This is a genomic window from Niabella yanshanensis (genome assembly GCF_034424215.1).
Taxonomy (GTDB): Bacteria; Bacteroidota; Bacteroidia; order Chitinophagales; family Chitinophagaceae; genus Niabella; species Niabella yanshanensis.
This window is the reverse complement of the sequence record NZ_CP139960.1, coordinates 1,302,132-1,318,605: the sequence shown is the minus strand read 5'-3', so window position 1 is coordinate 1,318,605 and position 16,474 is coordinate 1,302,132. Positions and strand designations below refer to the sequence as shown.

The following is a 16,474-nucleotide window of genomic DNA, read 5'->3' as shown; positions in this document are numbered from 1 at the left end:
TACATTTACAGTTACCTTCTAACCAAGTCTAGCGTGGCTTATAGCTGTTGTAGCAAGGCTAAACCTGAAGAATATTGGAATAACTTAATAAAAGTGAGTTCAGGAAAACCCATAGCATTATCTGAAAAGGTAAAAATTACTATCGCCCTGAGTGTTAGTGCGCTTATCCTGATAGGGCTGGGAATTTTTGCCAATTCAAGAACCATCAGGTATAAGCAATCTATGAGGGATGTTAATTTGTCCGGCATTATCATTACCCGCTCACAGGATATCCTTAACGACATCCAGGACGTACAATCTGCTTATCGCGGTTATATCATCACCAATGACTCCTCCTTTCTGAAGTCTTTTGGTATTTCCAGCCGCATACTGCATACCCGTATTAATTCTTTAAAAAGCCTGCCTATGATATACCGGCAGCGTTTGTTGCTGGATAGTATTGCAGGCCTGGTCAGCGATCAGAAGGAAGTAGCCTATAGCATCATTGTTAAACGCAAGTACGTGTCTTTTTTGGAGGCATGGAATTTCTTAAACGGAGGAGACGAAACAAGGCTGGTTAACAAGCTCCGGTATAATGTATTAAACTTTATTAATACCGAAAAAGCTTTACAGTCTGATAAGCTTAGGAAGGAAAATGATAGCTTTAATATGGTGATCTACGTTGTGATCACCAGTGTGGTGGTAGCCGTGCTGATCATTATGCTTACGCTCGTTTACATTCGTAAGATTTACCAGCGATTGGTGGACACGGAGAAGCTGCTGTTGAAATCGCAGATAAGGCTTGAAAGTATCCTGGATAAGTTACCCGTGGGTGTTATTATTGTAAATACCAAAAGCAACGAGTATCATGCTAATCAAAAAGCAGTTACCTTACTGGATCAGCAGTTGCTTTCAGATGGCAAAGTATTTGAAGCCCTGGATCATACCTATACCTTCAGCGGCGCTCTAAAAGACGATCTCAGGGATAAGCTATTTATTACCCATGCTATTCATGGAGAGGAAAATATTGGCTTTAACGAAACTACCGTAGACGTAAACGGTAATCAGATTCCCTTAAGGGTAAGCGCTATCCCGCTTTACAATGAAAAGAACCAGCTGGAGTATGCGATCTCTGTTTTTGATGATATCAGCAATATAAAACAGTTTGAGAATGAGTTGATCGAAGCTAAAAAGCTGGTGGAAGAATCGCTTAAATTAAAGGAATCCTTCCTTAGCAACATGAGCCACGAGATCAGGACGCCGATCAATGCCATCCTGGGCTTTGCCGAGCTGCTGGGCAAAAGGGATATTGGTACGGAAGAAAATGAGTATGTCCGGATTATCCGGTCCGCAGGAGAGAACCTCCTGAGATTATTAAATGATATCCTGGACTTTTCGAAGCTGGAATCGAATATGATGGTTTTTGAAGAGCATCCTGTAAGTATTGACGGTATCCTGAATTCTATATGCGTTTTATACCTGCCCAAAGCCAAAAGTAAGGGCATTACCCTGAGCTATGAGTGCGATAACAATGTGCCCGAAGTGGTGATAGGTGATCCGGTGAGACTGACCCAGGTGATTACCAATATCGTAGGAAATGCTATTAAATTTACACCCAAGGGTAGCGTGTTGATTTTTGCCAAAATGATTTCCTCTAACGAAAAGACTTCGATTATTGAGTTCAGGATCAAAGATTCGGGTATTGGTATTTCAAAAGATAAACTGTCGAGGGTATTTAAGCGTTTTGAGCAGGCGGGGGTGGAAACAACGAGGTTGTATGGTGGTACAGGGTTGGGCCTGAGTATTGCCAAACATATTGTTCAAAGCCAGGGCGGCGAAATTACGGTGACCAGCGAGTTAGGGGTGGGTTCCATATTCAGCTTTACCATGGAATTTGCCAATTTTAATGAAGCAGAGCTGAGCAATGCTACACCTATCGAAACGGTAACAGATCTTTCTTTCCTGGATGATTTAAGAATATTGCTGGTAGAAGATAACTCGCTTAATATAAAACTGATTAATGGCATTTTCCTGGGAACCAATGTGAAAATAGATGTAGCAGAAAATGGTTTCCAGGCCGTAGAAAAAGTAAAGGAAAATTTCTACGACATTGTTTTAATGGATATTGAGCTGCCTGATATGAACGGGTATGATACTACCAAAATCATCAGGAAGGAACTGCATTTGGAGCTGCCTATTATAGCATTGACAGCCCACGTACTGGCAGGAGAAAAAGACAGGTGCCTGGAAGCAGGTATGAATGACTATTTGACCAAGCCGGTGAATACACGGCAGCTGTTTGAGAAAATAAGCGCCCTGGTTGCCCGGGATTTCAGTGTGCCTATAGAACCTGCTGTAAAAGTGGCATCCAGCCCGTCACAGAAGCTTTTTTCAACCGATAACAGCGTGGTGGACCTGAGTTACCTGAGAGAGCTTTCTGATAATAATAAAGAATTCGAAAAAGAAGTGATCGAATTGTTTTTATCGCAGGTGCCAGGGCAAATGGAGGAGCTGGATCAGGCTATTAACGAAAGAAATTATAAAGAAATAAAGATGCTGGCTCATAAGCTTAAATCATCTACTGCCGTTACGATCGGCAAAAAGCTGATGCCGCACTTCGAGTTGCTGGAAGAAAAAGCGATCAAAGACGAGCTGCCTGATAATGCATTGAGGAGTTACCGGATCATCAAAAGTATCCTGTCGAAAGGAATAACCCAGCTGGAACAATTGCTGGAAACTTCCTATTAAGCTTATTAATTGAAACAGTTACACTAATTGCTGCGCTACAGCTTCCATCGGGAGCGCATTGGGATAAAAGCCCGTTATTTTTTCAATCACTTGCTCAACCAGTATATCCGGACAGGAGGCGCCACTGGTGATTAATATTTTTACCGGCTCCTGCTGAGGCAGGTAGTCTGCAGTAAGCAACTCCTGGCTGGTGTGAAAATTGAAATGGATGATCTCTTTTTGAGAGATGATCTTATCAGGACTGTTGATATAATAAGTAGGGAGTTTTTCTTCACAAAGTTCCACCAGGTGTGAAGTGTTAGAGGAGTTATACCCCCCTACAACAATAGCGAGGTCAGCATCTGTTTGAAGCATTGACGAAACCGATGTTTGATTGTCGTTGGTAGCATAGCATAAGGTATCCCTGGTATCTGCAAAGCGTTCTGCCAGGTTTTCCTTTGACAGGTTGTACTTTTCTACCATAACCTGTTTTAAATAATCGGCAATGGCCTGCGTGTCGCTGGCCAGCATAGTGGTTTGGTTCACTACACCAATTCTTGCAAAGTCTTTGGTTACATCAAAGCCTTCGCTATACTGGTTTTTAAATTCTTCGTAAAAACGGGCTGCATCCAGTTCGCCGGTAATGTACAAGGCCAGTCGCTGTGTTTCCTTCATGTCTTTTACTACTACTGAAGGTGCACCCGCAGCTGCATGTGAAAAAGTAGCCCTCGTTTCCTCGTGCGATGGTTTGCCATGTATAATGATGGTATAATCTTTTTTGGCAATAGCCGCGCTGCGATTCCACACTTTTTCTACAAAAGGACAAGTAGTGTTGTACTTTTCTGTTGGAATGCCGATGTCATTTAATTTCTTTTCGATGGCAAGGGTGGTACCGAAAGCGGGTATCAGCACAATGTCATCTGAAGTGAGATCATCGAACGGAATAAGCTCCTTACCATAAGTGTCCTGTAAAAACTGAACGCCGTGCCGGCTAAGGTCCGCGTTTACCTGCGGGTTATGGATCATTTCGCTGAGTAAGAAAATCCGTTTCCCGGGATTTTCTTCCACTGTTTTAAAAGCAATTTCTATTGCATTCTCAACACCATAGCAAAAGCCAAAATGCCGGGCCAGGTATATCTGTACCGGTCCGAAATTTAATAGGGTAGGACTGAAATCTTTTTTTAATTTGTCTTTTTCCTTCCTCAGTTTTTTTATGGTGGATATGAGAGAACTCCTGTAGAAAACCGGTACTTCAAACTGCTTCATACCTGCAAAGATAAACAGGAAAACCCGATAAACTAACCGTTGTAAAAGCAATACCACTCAATACAAATATTTCCCTATCTTCAATTTCAAAGATTTCTTTATGAGCAAACTGGCAGTTTTAGCAGTAAGTATGATGTTGTTAAGCTCTTGCAAGCTGATGCCTAAAGAAGAAAAAGATAACCAACAAAATAAAACCGGTACAATGGCAACAACAAACACAGACTGGAAGCATGCAACCAATATTTACGAGGTAAATGTGCGGCAATACACACAGGAAGGCACTTTTAACGCATTTGTAAAAGAGCTTTCCAGGTTGAAAGACATGGGCGTACAGGTTTTATGGTTCATGCCCATAACGCCCATTGCTAAGGAGAAAATGAAGGGTTCGCTGGGGAGCTATTATGCCTGTTCTGATTATACATCTATCAACCCTGAATTTGGTACCCTGGAAGATTTTAAGAAACTGGTAGACACGGCCCACAGCCAGGGTTTTAAAGTGATTATTGACTGGGTAGCAAATCATACCGGCTGGGATCATGTATGGACAAAATCTAACCCGGATTACTACCTGCATGATTCTGCTACAGGTACTTTTCATGTAGCCAGTGGTATGGATGATATTATTGAATTGAATTTTCAAAACCCTGAACTGCGCAAAGCTATGATCGATGCTATGAAGTTTTGGATTACCGAATGTAATATTGATGGCTTCCGATGCGATCTAGCCTCATGGGTAGAAGTGGATTTCTGGCAGGAAGCCAGGCCGCAGGTAGATGCAGTAAAGCCCCTGTTCTGGCTGGGAGAGTTTGACGAGCTGGAAACCCCCGACTATGGTAAGGTCTTTGACGCCAGCTACTCCTGGAAATGGATGCACAAAACCAAAGATTTTTACCAGCAGCACCAGCCCTTGCATGAATTGTTAGACCTGCTACAGCAATACAGCAATATTGGCGATAGCAGTATGAGGGCCTGGTTTACCACTAATCATGATGAGAATAGCTGGAATGGCACCGAATATGAGAAATACGGGGATATGGCTAAGGCGCTGGCGGTGTTTAGCTGCACCTGGAATGGCGTACCGCTAATTTACAGCGGCCAGGAGCTGCCATTAAAAGATAAGCGATTGAAATTTTTTGACAAAGATCCCATTCCGTGGACGGGGAAATATGAATTACATGATTTTTATAAAACCCTGTTGAACCTGCATGCAACTCATGCTGCACTGAGAGGGGGCGATCCGGCAGTACAGACGCTGAAATTAACAACCACGGCAGACGATAAAATATTTGCTTACCTGCGTAAAAACGGTGACGATGAAGTAGTGGTGGTGTTGAACCTTTCCAGAGATATAGCCAGGTTTGATATTATCGATAACGCACTCAATGGCTCATTTGAAAACGCTTTTTCCCAGGCATCCAATGACTTTAGTTCGTCTAAAAGCTTCGACATGCAGCCTTGGGAATACCTGGTATATGTAAAAAAATAATAAAGAATCTAAACAGCATTAAAACCTGGTGCAGCCAGGTTTTTTTATTGCTGTATCGCACCAGCAATGACAGTGTCAATAAACCCACTTGTAAGCAGGCATCCGATGAACACGTGCAAACTGTTTAAAAGTTATATTTTTATCCCTATGAAAAAATGTATTGTTTTAATTACCCTCGTCGTCTTCCAGGTATATGCGGTAGCAGCCCAAAAGACTAAACACCCTGAAGTTTTAAAAATTTTAGCCATTGGTAACAGTTTTTCAGAAGATGCGCTGGAGAACTATTTATATGACCTGGCAAAAGCCAATGATAAGAAGATTATTATTGGTAACATGTATATAGGTGGCGCGCCCATCGACCTGCATGTTAAAAACGCGGATAGCAACAAAAAAGCCTACGATTATAGAAAGACGCAATTAAATGGCGAAAAACTAAGCAGGAAAAACGTTAGTATCGAGGAAGCTATTGCCGATGAAGACTGGGATTATATCAGTTTACAGCAGGCCAGTCCGCTCTCCGGGAAATATGATGTCATAATGAAGCATTTACCCTTGCTGGTCAATTATGTAAAGTCAAAAGCGCCTGGTGCTGCTTTAGTGTACCATCAGACATGGGCTTACCAGCAGGACTCCAAACATACAGGGTTTGCCAATTATAACCGGCAGCAAAAAATAATGTACGAACAGATAGTAGATGTTTCAAAGAGGCTTAGTAAATCGGGATGGTTTAAATTTATTGTTCCTTCCGGCACTGCTGTTCAAAATGGACGAACTTCCAGCATTGGCGATCGTTATACAAGAGATGGGTACCATTTGAACCTGGATTATGGCCGTTTTACTGCTGCCTGTACCTGGTATGAAAAGCTTTTTAATACCGATGTTCGCAAGAATACCTACAAACCGCAAAAGCTTTCTGACTTGCAGGCCACTATAGCTAAAACAGCCGCACATAAAGCCGTTAAAAAACCTTTCCGGGTGTCTAAAATAAAGCTTTAGTGTGTATTCAATTTATTATATAAAACAGGCCGTGGTTTAAACCACGGCCTGTTTTGTTATTGTTGTTACAAGTTTCTTCTAGAATGCTCCGCCATCTGCTTCATCTCCCGACAAATTGATCTGGTAGCTGTACCTTCCGCTATATCCGGGGTAAATACCCACCAGTTCGATCGTACTTCCCCTGGCCTGCGATAACATCTGCGCAAACTCATCTACGTTCTTAATTTCCCTTCCGTTTACAGAAGTGATAATAAATCCTTTCTCCATACGCGTTCTTCTCAGCGGACCATCTGATTTTATATTGGTTACTTCAACACCGCCCTTGATTCTTAACTGGGTAGCACGTTGTGATTCCACATTTTTCAGATCCACACCTAAACGATCGCCGATAGCTTCCGCTGAAGTGATCTGCACCATTTTTGATTGCGCTGACAAGGTTACATCCACTGTATTTTCTTTTCCGGCACGAACATAGGTGAGTTTTACTTTGTCGCCAGGTTGTGCACTTGCAATAGCCCCGCTGATTTCCAAACCTGAAACAATATCCCTTCCGTTGATTTTGGTGATGATATCGCCTTTCTTAATACCTGCTTTGCCGGCTCCTCCGTCAGGATCTGTGCCTAATACATACACACCATCCTGGAGTCCTGCTCTTTTCAGGTATTCTTCGTTCTGGGCAGATTGCGGCGAATAAGTTACACCCAGGTAACCACGCTTCACATCTCCAAACTTAACAATATCGTTTACTATCTTTCTAACAATAGTAGAAGGTATAGCAAACGAATAACCGGCGTAAGTTCCACCCGGAGCCAGGATCGCAGAATTAATGCCGATCAGTTCTCCGTTGGTATTAATCAGGGCGCCACCACTGTTACCAGAGTTTACTGCCGCATCTGTTTGTATGAATGACTCCACAGGCGACTGGCTTTGCTGGCTGTTAATGCCAATGCTTCTTCCTTTTGCACTAATGATACCCGCTGTCACGGTAGCTTCCAGGTTAAAAGGATAACCCACAGCTAACACCCACTGACCTAATTGCAGATGGTCTGAGTTACCATAAATCAGGTAAGGCAGGCTGGTAGCTTCTATTTTCAAAACTGCCAGGTCGGTACTTGGATCGCGACCTACCACTTTGGCCGTGTAGGTTTTTCTTCCTTCGTTTAAGGTTACCTTGATCTCAGGGGCAATTCCTTTGCCATCCCTGTCAGAAATAACGTGGTTATTGGTTACAATATAACCGTCCTGGCTGATAATAACGCCGCTACCCGAAGCTCTTTGTTCAGGAATGATTTGCGGACCCATGCCGCCACCGAAGAAATCTCCAAAGAAATCTTCAAAAGGATCGCGGCCACCTCCCCGGCTGTTGGGCAGATCATTGGTCACTTGCTTAGCCGGTATTTTCGTTTTGATATGCACAACGGCCGGAACCGCTGACTGCGAAGCTTTGGTGAAATCGGTAGGCTCTGCCGCATTTCCTTTACTGTCAAAAAAACTGGCATAATTAACAGGCAACTTTCCATCTACCGGAAGTCCTAACCCGGCCGAACTACTCCTGAAAAATTTTCCGTAAATGTAAACTCCTGCAAAAGCTGATAGTACGCTAACCACTACTACCAGTACTAACTGTTTAACTTTCATACTCTTGTTCACTTTTTTAATGAGTTATTCAAAAACTATTCCTATTCTTTCACAAAATAACAAATTGTCAGATGTATTTTTTTTTGACAGGTTTGAGTTTAACAAAGTTTTACTAAAGTCTTCGTACTTTGTGAATTGTTTTGTTTGACGTTGAATGATAAGCTTTTATTTCGCCAGCTTCATCAATTATATGTTAAAGTAACAACCCTACCTAAGGGTTGCCAGCCATTGCATCGTGTCCACTCCATCGGCATAGTCTGTCAGCGATGGGTGCTGGGCGTGGCCAAAAGGTATAAATCCGTTACCCACTACACATTGCACATCATTGCTTTGATTCAGTTCAGCTTTAACCATTTCAATATTTTCATATACTTCATAATTCAACTGGCTGACCGGTGAAAAAAGGCTTTTTTCTTCCACCAATAAAAGTGCTGCATTGCTCATATAAAATTTGTTATTGAGAATATGGAGCGCCAGGTTGTAATCATAGTTGTTTTTATACTTATGATGATCTGCCAGGTAATCATATTTCTTAAAGATATTGATCAGCGACTCAAAATCGTAATGTTGCGGCACATATATTTTAGTGATGTTGCGGCAGCCCATACCGAAATACAGGTAAATGTCATCAGCAAGTTGCTCCAGCTCTTCCTTCGTTTCAGTGCCGGTTATAACAGCAACAGAAGTGCGGTTACGGCGGATGATATGAGGAAAACGACCAAAATAATATTCAAAGTGGCCGGCTGTGCTATTACTACCGGTAGCGATATAGGCATCACAATTTTTAAGCAGCTCCGCAAAAGCAATAAATTCATCCAACTCCGGTGCCCATTCAATTATTTTAGCAACCAGGTGTTTAATCAACACTTCATCTTTCGACGATGGTTTAATCAGGCATCTGTGCCCACTGATAAATACGCAAAGAAAGTCGTGAAAACCTACCAGAGGTATATTACCGGCCATAACAATCCCAACCAGCCGGGGTGAAGCTGGTTCCTGCGCCAGGTCCGGATATTGGCTGACCCAGTTTTGCAGGACTTCCGTTTGCAGGAAATACCGGGTAATATTATTAACGCTCAGGTCTATAAAATCGGGTAAAAACCAGCCGTTATGCACAAAAGCCTTTTGTTTGATCTCTTGCCAATCTTCGCTGTTTTCCTGCATATATTGTCCCAGTTGCACTAATATTTCAATACGTTTTTGTAAAGTCATTTGTTTATTTTTTGTTGCTCAACTCTTCAAAAGGCGAATTTAACGGTCTTAAATTGTTTACCTGAATTTTGTTTGAGGGTTCATATCGTGCATTTCATGTCCATTCAGTAATTTTGCAGATTATACGAACAAATATAGTTTCATAAAACAAACAATAGGATATGGCAATAAAAATTACAGATGAGTGTATAAACTGTGGAGCATGTGAACCGGAGTGCCCGAATAACGCTATTTATGAGGGTGGGGTAGAATGGGCTATTTCAGACGGTACTTCAGTAAACGGAGCATTTACCTTAATGAACGGGAACGTAGTAGATGCTCATTTTAAAAATGAACCTTTAGCAGTGGATACCTATTATATCACTCCCGATAAATGTACTGAATGCCAGGGATTTCATGAAGAACCCCAATGTGCGTCCGTTTGCCCGGTGGACTGCTGTGTACCTGATGAGATGTACCAGGAAACAGTGGATCAGCTGATGGAGAAAAAAGATAAATTACACGTTTAAAAAATCAGTGGCGTGTCCTTTTATCAGCCACGCTTTAGAACCTCACAGGGCGATATCCTGTGAGGTTTTTCATAAAAAAAAGATTGGTAAATCCTAAACAGTTCATTCCGCATGAAAAAAAATATAGCATTGGTTACGGGGGGATATTCCGGCGAAGCCGTAATATCCTATAAAAGCGCTACTACCATTCAAAATAATCTTGATCGGCAGCAATATGATGTTTACAGGATCAATATTACCCGGGAGGGTTGGTTTTATGAACCGGAACAGGGAGAGCCGGTGGCTGTTGACAAAAACGACTTCACTGTTCAGGATAAAGATCAAATAATCAGGTTTGATGCGGTACTGATCGCTTTGCATGGTACGCCTGGCGAAGACGGGAAATTGCAAGGGTATTTTGATATGCTGAAGATACCTTACACAGGTTGTAACGCGGCTACATCGGCCCTTGCTATGAATAAAAGCTATACAACCGGGGTGGCTGGCAAATCGGGCATTAATGTAGCGCAATCGGTTTTATTATTTGACCATTCGCCGGTTGATGGCGCAGACATTTTGCAAAAATTGCAATTGCCGCTGTTTGTGAAACCCAATAGCGGCGGATCCAGCATTGGTATGAGCAAAGTATTACAGCCGGAAGAGCTGCAACCTGCGATAGAAAAGGCTTTCAAAGAAGACACCCAGGTGCTGGTGGAGGAAATGATCGTGGGCCGTGAATTTACTATTGGCGTTTATAAATCAAGGGGGGAAATCATTACCCTGCCCATGACAGAAGTAAAAGCAGATGATTCCAAGGTTTTTTTCGACTTTGAAGCAAAATATGAAGGTAAGTCTACCGAAGTAACACCAGCGCAGGTGGATGAGCTGATCGCCGATAAAATAAGAGCAGCAGCCCGGCAGGTATATGCGATATTTAACTGCAGGGGAGTGATACGTATTGATTTTATTTATAGTGAAGCTGTCGGAGCACCCTTTATGCTGGAAGTGAATACAATACCCGGTCAGAGCGCCGCTAGCCTGATTCCGCAACAGGTAGCTGCAGCCGGTGGTAACCTGAAGGAATTTTACAGCTTGTTGGTGGAGGAATGTTTCGTATAAGCGATTGGCTGGAAGTAACTGGCATAAATTTTTCTGCCGGAAGAGGTAATTTAAACCTGTCTACTAAAAATTATGTACGTTTACCATATAAATTTGTCGAATGTTTAGATTTATTACAGGTAAGCCGCTTTGGGTGAACCTATTGGTTGGATTGCTTTTAGCGGTGGTCCTGTTTGTAGCGCTGATCAGCTCATTAGGGTGGTTTACCAATCACGACGATGCCAAAACAGTTCCAAGTGTAACGGGTAAATCGCTGGCAGAAGCGCAAAAAATATTGAGTGATGCAGGGTTTACAGTAGAGATCCAGGATAGCGTATATAATGATACCATTGCACCGCTGAGGGTGATCAGGCAGGTGCCCGACGAACTGGAAGTAGTAAAGTCAAGTCGCACGGTTTATATTACTTATAATATGTCACAACCGCCCTACACGCAAATGCCCAACATCGTAGGAAGGAGTTTTCGGAATGCGTTAAGGGAGTTGGAGGCCGCAGGGTTAAAGCTGGGCGATACTACCTTCAGACCCGATTTTGCCAAGAACTCTGTGTTAGAACAATTATATAACGGGGTGCTGATTCAACCCGGAGCCCAGATACGTATGGGAAGTAAGGTAGACCTGGTGATCGGTTCGGAACTGAGTAATACCGCGTATGCTATTCCGAATCTGATTGGTCTTACGCTGGGGCAGGCCAGGGCTTTATTAAAGGAAAAAGGTATTGAGCTGGCGTCCATTATCCCCGACCCGGGCGTGCGTGATACCGTAAATGCTTATGTATACAGGCAGAGCCCCGAGCGCTTTGATGACGAGGGACATATTATCAGTATCAGGGCCGGACAGGTGATGGATGTATGGGTGAGCACTACCGCACCGGTAATTGATTCTTTAAGTAATCATGACCTTTCTGTTCCCGACAGCACAGATAGTGAATAATTAAAAAAGCAAACTTTAAATATTATGGAAACCATTACCGTTCAGCAATTGAAAGAAAAAATTGACAATGGTGAAAAAGTAAATCTCATCGACTGCCGGGAGCCGGCTGAGTACGAGGAGTACAATATCGGGGGTACATTGATTCCCCTGGGTAATATACAAAACGGCGACCTGGGCCCGCTGGAAGGAAAGCAGGACGAGGAGATCGTTATCCACTGCCGAAGCGGAAAAAGAAGCGCTGCGGCCTGTCTTTACCTGGATTCGCAAGGGTTCAAAAAAACGGTGAATGTAGAGGGAGGCGTTTTGGCCTGGAGAGATGCTTTTGAGGCAGAGTAAAAAAGGTGTAAAGCTCTTCTTACCGGAAGATGATATTGAAGGCCTGCGGAGCTGAATGCTCCGCAGGCCTTTGTAGTTTAGAAACCAAATGTTAATCCCACATTCCAGTTAGTACCGGCTTGTGTGAAGTAATAATTTTCTGTGGTCATTACACCATCATATAAATAAGTATAGGTGTAGCCGTTGTTTTCATATTTTTTGTTGAAAACATTATTAACCATCAGTATAATGCTGATGTCCTTAAAGACGTTGGATGAAAACTGGTAACGAACCCTGGCATCGGTTAATGCATAAGGATTAATGCTCCTGAGTTGGTTTTGTGAATTATCCAGGTACTGCCTGCCCACGTATTTTTCCAACAGATCAAAGTAAAAATGCTGCTTACTTTCCGGCTTGGTAAACGGCTCGAATGTTAACACGGCTCCGGCAACTGCATTAGGGGAAAAAGAAATGTCGGTATTGCTGAAGGATTCACTGATCTGCCCTTCATTATCATAGTCAACATCATATTGTACCAGGTTTTTTAATTTGTTCCTGCTGAAAGTGGCATTGGCACTGGCTTGCAGCCAGTAGGTGGGGCGATAGGCGGCCGTTAACTCAATACCCGCACGGTAACTGTTGTCGACGTTAATGCGGGCAGTGGCGCCTACATCGTTGATCTTCCCGGTAGCGATCAGCTGGTTATTATATTTCATATAATAACCATTAATGCCGGCTTCAAACTTTTTAGCATTAAATTGGTAACCAAGTTCGAAATCGGTTAGTTGCTCATGTTTAGGAGCTTCAGTGGTGTTCGCCTCAAAGTCATCCCGGTTAGGCTCTTTATTGGCCACTGCCACCGATCCGTACACTTTGCTTTGCGCGGTATTAGCATGTTTCATGATATAGCTCACACCTGCTTTAGGATTAAAGAATGTGTATTTTCCGCCGGATTGTAAGCCTGGGTTTTTCCTGAACCCTTCGATCGCATAATCTACCGACCTCAGCTGCAGGTCAACAAAGCCATACAAATTGGTGATAATTTGTTGCTGCAGCTTTGCATAAATATTAAAATCATTTTTAGAAGCGGGCAGGTTGTACCAACGGTAATTGACGGGTACGCCAACATCCGCCCATCTTATAAATCCGTAATGCTTGGCATCGTATTGGGTATACGCACCTCCGATATTGATATCCGTATTATTCCTGCTATAGTTTACAGAAAATACGGTTCCGTAATAATGATTGTCCAGCCAAAGCTGGCGGGTAAGGTTCGTAGATGTAATTACCGAATCTCCAATCACAGGGTTTTGTAACCCATAGTCGGAGAACGGATCGCCTTTTCTGTATTCGTTATAATATCCTTTACCACGGGTTAAAAAGAAGCTAAGATTTGCTGACCAGTAGGGATTGAATTTATGATTCAGGAATAGCTGGTAATAATCCTGCTGGTAATTATCGGTCTGGTCGTCGTAATAGTTTCCATCGGCCATTTTACCCAGGGTATTGGTGCGCCGGCCGGCAAGGTCCAGTTGATCGCTATAGCTTAAACCATCCGGGCCCTGGCCGTCGAAGAAAATGGTACCTATACCATTCCATGCCTGCCCGGTTTTCTCTTTACCTGATAAGAGGTTGAATTTGATATTGGTCATTTCATCCTTAGAGGTCCAGCCGGCTAAAAACTGCAATGATTTTAAATAGCTGTTAGAGCGCTGTATGTACCCGCTTGAGTTGATTTTAGATAAACGCACATCAAACTGGAAACCGCCGCGCAACAAGCCTGTACCGGCTTGTAATGTGTGTTTCCAGGTATTAAAGGAGCCATAGGCATTGCTGATGCTGGCAGAAGCCTGTTTGTTTTGTTCGATATTGTAAATATTCAATGAGGCTCCAAACGCTCCGGCCCCGTTGGTAGAAGAGCCTACGCCGCGTTGCAGCTGAACCGAACTGGTAGAGGAGGCAATATCGCCAAAGTTGACAAAGAACGCGCCCTGCGATTCAGGATCGTTAACCGGAATACCATTGAAGGTGACATTGGTACGCGCAATATCGGAACCCCTGATCCGCATAGAAGAATAGCCTATGCCCACGCCATCATCAGAGCTGGTTACTACAGAAGGAATCTGGTTGAGCAGGTAAGGAAAATTTTGTCCCAGGTTCTGTTTGGCAATTTCTTTTTTACCAATGTTGCTTACTGCAAAAGGCGATTTTTCGTTGAGGCGGGTAGAACGTACTTCTACGGGAGTCAGGAGTTGAACACTGTCAGATGGGATACTATCCCTTTGAGCGAAAAGAGATGAACCGGCTGTGCATGACAAGCCAATGAACACGAGAATCCTCTTCATTTGTTTTTTCTTTTTTGCCATACCTCAAGGCAGGCGGGTTAAAAAATTAATGAGAGGGAAATGCTGAAATGAGAAAGGATTAGAAAGTTCTTCCTTCCCTGCGCAGGCATTACCCTGATCAGGTTTACGGGTATTATCTCAGCTTCTCCGCCTGCTGGCAGATAGGCACCCCGGGAAACGCTGTGCTTTGTTAAAAGCGGTGCGAAGGTAGTTGTTTTAGTTGAAAAGTCGGATAGTTGACTGGTTAAATGGTTGAAAAGTAGGGAGGGTGAGAATGGTTAATAGTAGATAGTTCATGGATCATAGTTCATAGTATGACCTAATAGGGCTTGCTCTATGAACTATAATCTATCCACTATGAACTAACTACTTAATAATATTAAACAGCCTTTTCCATCTCGGACCATTATCATAGCTGAACCAGATCATCCAGGCTTTGCCAACTACCGCACTCTCCGGCACAAAGCCCCAGAAACGGCTATCCTGGCTTTTGTGGCGGTTGTCACCCATCATCCAGTAATAGTCCATTTTAAAAGTGTAAGTATTGGTTTGCTGCCCGTTGATGAAGTAGGCACCATTCCTGTTTTCGAGGGTATTGCCTTCATATGTGCGGATCGCGCGCTCATACATGGGGTAGGTCTCGGCGTTTAGAGTGACCGTGCCACCTTTTTTAGGAATCCAGATCGATCCGTAATTGTCTACTGTCCACGCATGGGCAACATCGTAATAAGGGAAAAGACTTTCAGAACCCGCGTCGCCACGAGCTACTTCCTTTATAATGCTGGTCGCATCTACCGCCGGTAATTTTTTTAGTATTTCCAGCTCAGGAAGCGTAAGATTGATATGATAAATACCATCCTGCCATGCACTGAAATCAGGACTGCCGCTTTCCATATTCAGGGCAATACCTGCTTCTCTTAAAAAATCCTCATCAATCTGCAGGTTGTTCTTTGTTTTGAAAGTATAATAGGTAGCTGCAGTAGGAGATACGTAGCCGGGTTTATTATTGATATAAACAATGCCGTCTACAATCTTTAACGAGTCGCCGGCAATACCCACGCAACGTTTAATATAGTTGTCCGTTTTATCTAAAGGGTGGCCAACTACCGGGAACTCATCGGGATTGGCCAGGATATACTGATCTGTTTCCGAGCCGGCTGCGGCTCTTCTTTTAATATCATAATAAGGGTTGGCTGACTCAAATTCTGGCCGGTGTATGACCGTATCACCGGCAGGGAAATTAAATACTACGCAATCGTTCCTTTTCACAGGCGCTGCGAACCAGCGGATATAAGGTAATTCTATCAAGGTAGAATAGGACTTGGTATTAACACTGGGAAGATAGTTGTGTACAAAGGGAACAGATAGAGGTGTATTAGGTATCCGGGGTCCATAACTAAACTTGCTCACAAAAAGAAAATCCCTTACCAGAAGGGTTTTCTCCATGGAGCTGGACGGAATAGTATACGCTTCAAAAATAAATGTGCGGATCAGGGTAGCGGCGATCACCGCAAAAATAGCGGCATCCACCCACTCTCGCCAGCCCGGCTTTTTATGTTTCTTTACGCCTTCTGCACCAATAAACCGCGCATCTTTATGATTGGCCAGCCAGGGAAAATAGAATGGGGCCAGCAAAGACGCCGCCGCATGATCTAAAAAAGAAAAACGGCAAAACACCTTTGCAAATTCTATAAAGATACCAGGGGTAATAAACCAGCCCACAACAGGTATGAACTGCCAGAATACCCAGTGTTTAGGGCGCTGTGCAATTTCCTGCATAATCCAGGTATTGTAAAAAGGTACATAAGCTTTCCAGGACTCGTGACCGGCTTTCTTGAATAATTTAGACAAACCAAACGACGGAAGTAAAACAAGCAGTAAACTAATCAGGTATACAACTAATAATTGATTGAAAGGCATCGGCCAGATTTTTAGCGGCAAATTTATTGGAAAGTAATGATATTGAAGTGCG

Annotated in this window: 12 protein-coding genes and 1 riboswitch; of the genes, 7 read left to right on the top strand and 5 right to left on the bottom strand. The window is 43.1% G+C overall.

Going from position 1 to position 16,474, the window contains the following annotated elements; translation table 11 throughout:
* The first annotated feature begins 93 nt into the window (after positions 1–93).
* Positions 94–2,727: a hybrid sensor histidine kinase/response regulator gene (locus U0035_RS05080; RefSeq protein WP_114788959.1), complete on the top strand. Its 2,634-nt coding sequence runs from the start codon at positions 94–96 to the stop codon at positions 2,725–2,727.
* Positions 2,728–2,745: 18 nt separating this feature from the next.
* Here U0035_RS05080 and U0035_RS05075 read toward each other — a convergent pair whose 3' ends face one another.
* The gene (locus U0035_RS05075) at positions 2,746–3,972 is read right to left on the bottom strand and encodes a 4-hydroxy-3-methylbut-2-enyl diphosphate reductase (RefSeq protein ID WP_114789676.1); all 1,227 of its coding nucleotides are present in this window, start codon (positions 3,970–3,972) and stop codon (positions 2,746–2,748) included.
* Positions 3,973–4,072: 100 nt separating this feature from the next.
* On the opposite strand from U0035_RS05075, the gene U0035_RS05070 reads away from it, so the two are divergent.
* Together U0035_RS05070 and U0035_RS05065 are read left to right on the top strand one after the other, a co-directional pair.
* On the top strand, positions 4,073–5,458 hold the full coding sequence (locus tag U0035_RS05070) for an alpha-amylase family glycosyl hydrolase (RefSeq protein ID WP_114788958.1): 1,386 nt from the start codon (positions 4,073–4,075) through the stop codon (positions 5,456–5,458).
* A gap of 147 nt (positions 5,459–5,605) precedes the next feature.
* On the top strand, positions 5,606–6,454 hold the full coding sequence (locus U0035_RS05065; protein WP_114788957.1) for a DUF4886 domain-containing protein: 849 nt from the start codon (positions 5,606–5,608) through the stop codon (positions 6,452–6,454).
* Between the two features lie 78 nt (positions 6,455–6,532).
* Here U0035_RS05065 and U0035_RS05060 read toward each other — a convergent pair whose 3' ends face one another.
* Both U0035_RS05060 and U0035_RS05055 read right to left on the bottom strand, forming a co-directional pair.
* On the bottom strand, positions 6,533–8,092 hold the full coding sequence (locus U0035_RS05060) for a trypsin-like peptidase domain-containing protein (protein WP_114788956.1): 1,560 nt from the start codon (positions 8,090–8,092) through the stop codon (positions 6,533–6,535).
* A gap of 207 nt (positions 8,093–8,299) precedes the next feature.
* A complete protein-coding gene (locus tag U0035_RS05055) occupies positions 8,300–9,304 on the bottom strand; it encodes an acyl-CoA reductase (RefSeq protein WP_114788955.1) in 1,005 nt (334 codons plus the stop codon).
* 161 nt (positions 9,305–9,465) lie between these two features.
* Here U0035_RS05055 and U0035_RS05050 point away from each other — a divergent pair, with 161 nt between their 5' ends.
* From U0035_RS05050 to U0035_RS05035, 4 genes are all read left to right on the top strand, one after another.
* A complete protein-coding gene (locus U0035_RS05050; protein ID WP_114788954.1) occupies positions 9,466–9,813 on the top strand; it encodes a 4Fe-4S dicluster domain-containing protein in 348 nt (115 codons plus the stop codon).
* 111 nt (positions 9,814–9,924) lie between these two features.
* Entirely contained in the window at positions 9,925–10,911 is a 987-nt protein-coding gene (locus U0035_RS05045) for a D-alanine--D-alanine ligase (RefSeq protein WP_114788953.1), read from the top strand.
* Positions 10,912–11,011: 100 nt separating this feature from the next.
* Complete coding sequence (locus U0035_RS05040) at positions 11,012–11,842, top strand: PASTA domain-containing protein (protein WP_114788952.1); 831 nt, start codon at positions 11,012–11,014, stop codon at positions 11,840–11,842.
* Positions 11,843–11,866: 24 nt separating this feature from the next.
* The gene (locus U0035_RS05035) at positions 11,867–12,178 is read left to right on the top strand and encodes a rhodanese-like domain-containing protein (protein WP_114788951.1); all 312 of its coding nucleotides are present in this window, start codon (positions 11,867–11,869) and stop codon (positions 12,176–12,178) included.
* A gap of 77 nt (positions 12,179–12,255) precedes the next feature.
* On the opposite strand, the gene U0035_RS05030 is transcribed toward U0035_RS05035, so the two are convergent.
* Both U0035_RS05030 and lepB read right to left on the bottom strand, forming a co-directional pair.
* Positions 12,256–14,502: a TonB-dependent receptor gene (locus U0035_RS05030; RefSeq protein ID WP_114789675.1), complete on the bottom strand. Its 2,247-nt coding sequence runs from the start codon at positions 14,500–14,502 to the stop codon at positions 12,256–12,258.
* 77 nt (positions 14,503–14,579) lie between these two features.
* Positions 14,580–14,685: riboswitch (TPP riboswitch) on the bottom strand.
* A 183-nt stretch (positions 14,686–14,868) separates the two neighbouring features.
* Positions 14,869–16,422 carry a signal peptidase I gene (gene lepB / locus U0035_RS05025; protein ID WP_114788950.1) on the bottom strand — a complete coding sequence of 518 codons (1,554 nt, stop codon included), beginning with the start codon at positions 16,420–16,422 and terminating at the stop codon, positions 14,869–14,871.
* Positions 16,423–16,474: the final 52 nt, after the last annotated feature.

Bases quoted from the DNA above. Each gene is read 5' to 3' on its own strand.
- U0035_RS05035 (WP_114788951.1), top strand. From the start codon at position 11,867: ATGGAAACCATTACCGTTCAGCAATTGAAAGAAAAAATTGACAATGGT.
- lepB (WP_114788950.1), bottom strand. From the start codon at position 16,422: ATGCCTTTCAATCAATTATTAGTTGTATACCTGATTAGTTTACTGCTT.
- U0035_RS05050 (WP_114788954.1), top strand. From the start codon at position 9,466: ATGGCAATAAAAATTACAGATGAGTGTATAAACTGTGGAGCATGTGAA.
- U0035_RS05045 (WP_114788953.1), top strand. From the start codon at position 9,925: ATGAAAAAAAATATAGCATTGGTTACGGGGGGATATTCCGGCGAAGCC.
- U0035_RS05075 (WP_114789676.1), bottom strand. From the start codon at position 3,972: ATGAAGCAGTTTGAAGTACCGGTTTTCTACAGGAGTTCTCTCATATCC.
- U0035_RS05070 (WP_114788958.1), top strand. From the start codon at position 4,073: ATGAGCAAACTGGCAGTTTTAGCAGTAAGTATGATGTTGTTAAGCTCT.
- U0035_RS05040 (WP_114788952.1), top strand. From the start codon at position 11,012: ATGTTTAGATTTATTACAGGTAAGCCGCTTTGGGTGAACCTATTGGTT.
- U0035_RS05060 (WP_114788956.1), bottom strand. From the start codon at position 8,092: ATGAAAGTTAAACAGTTAGTACTGGTAGTAGTGGTTAGCGTACTATCA.
- U0035_RS05065 (WP_114788957.1), top strand. From the start codon at position 5,606: ATGAAAAAATGTATTGTTTTAATTACCCTCGTCGTCTTCCAGGTATAT.
- U0035_RS05055 (WP_114788955.1), bottom strand. From the start codon at position 9,304: ATGACTTTACAAAAACGTATTGAAATATTAGTGCAACTGGGACAATAT.
- U0035_RS05030 (WP_114789675.1), bottom strand. From the start codon at position 14,502: ATGAAGAGGATTCTCGTGTTCATTGGCTTGTCATGCACAGCCGGTTCA.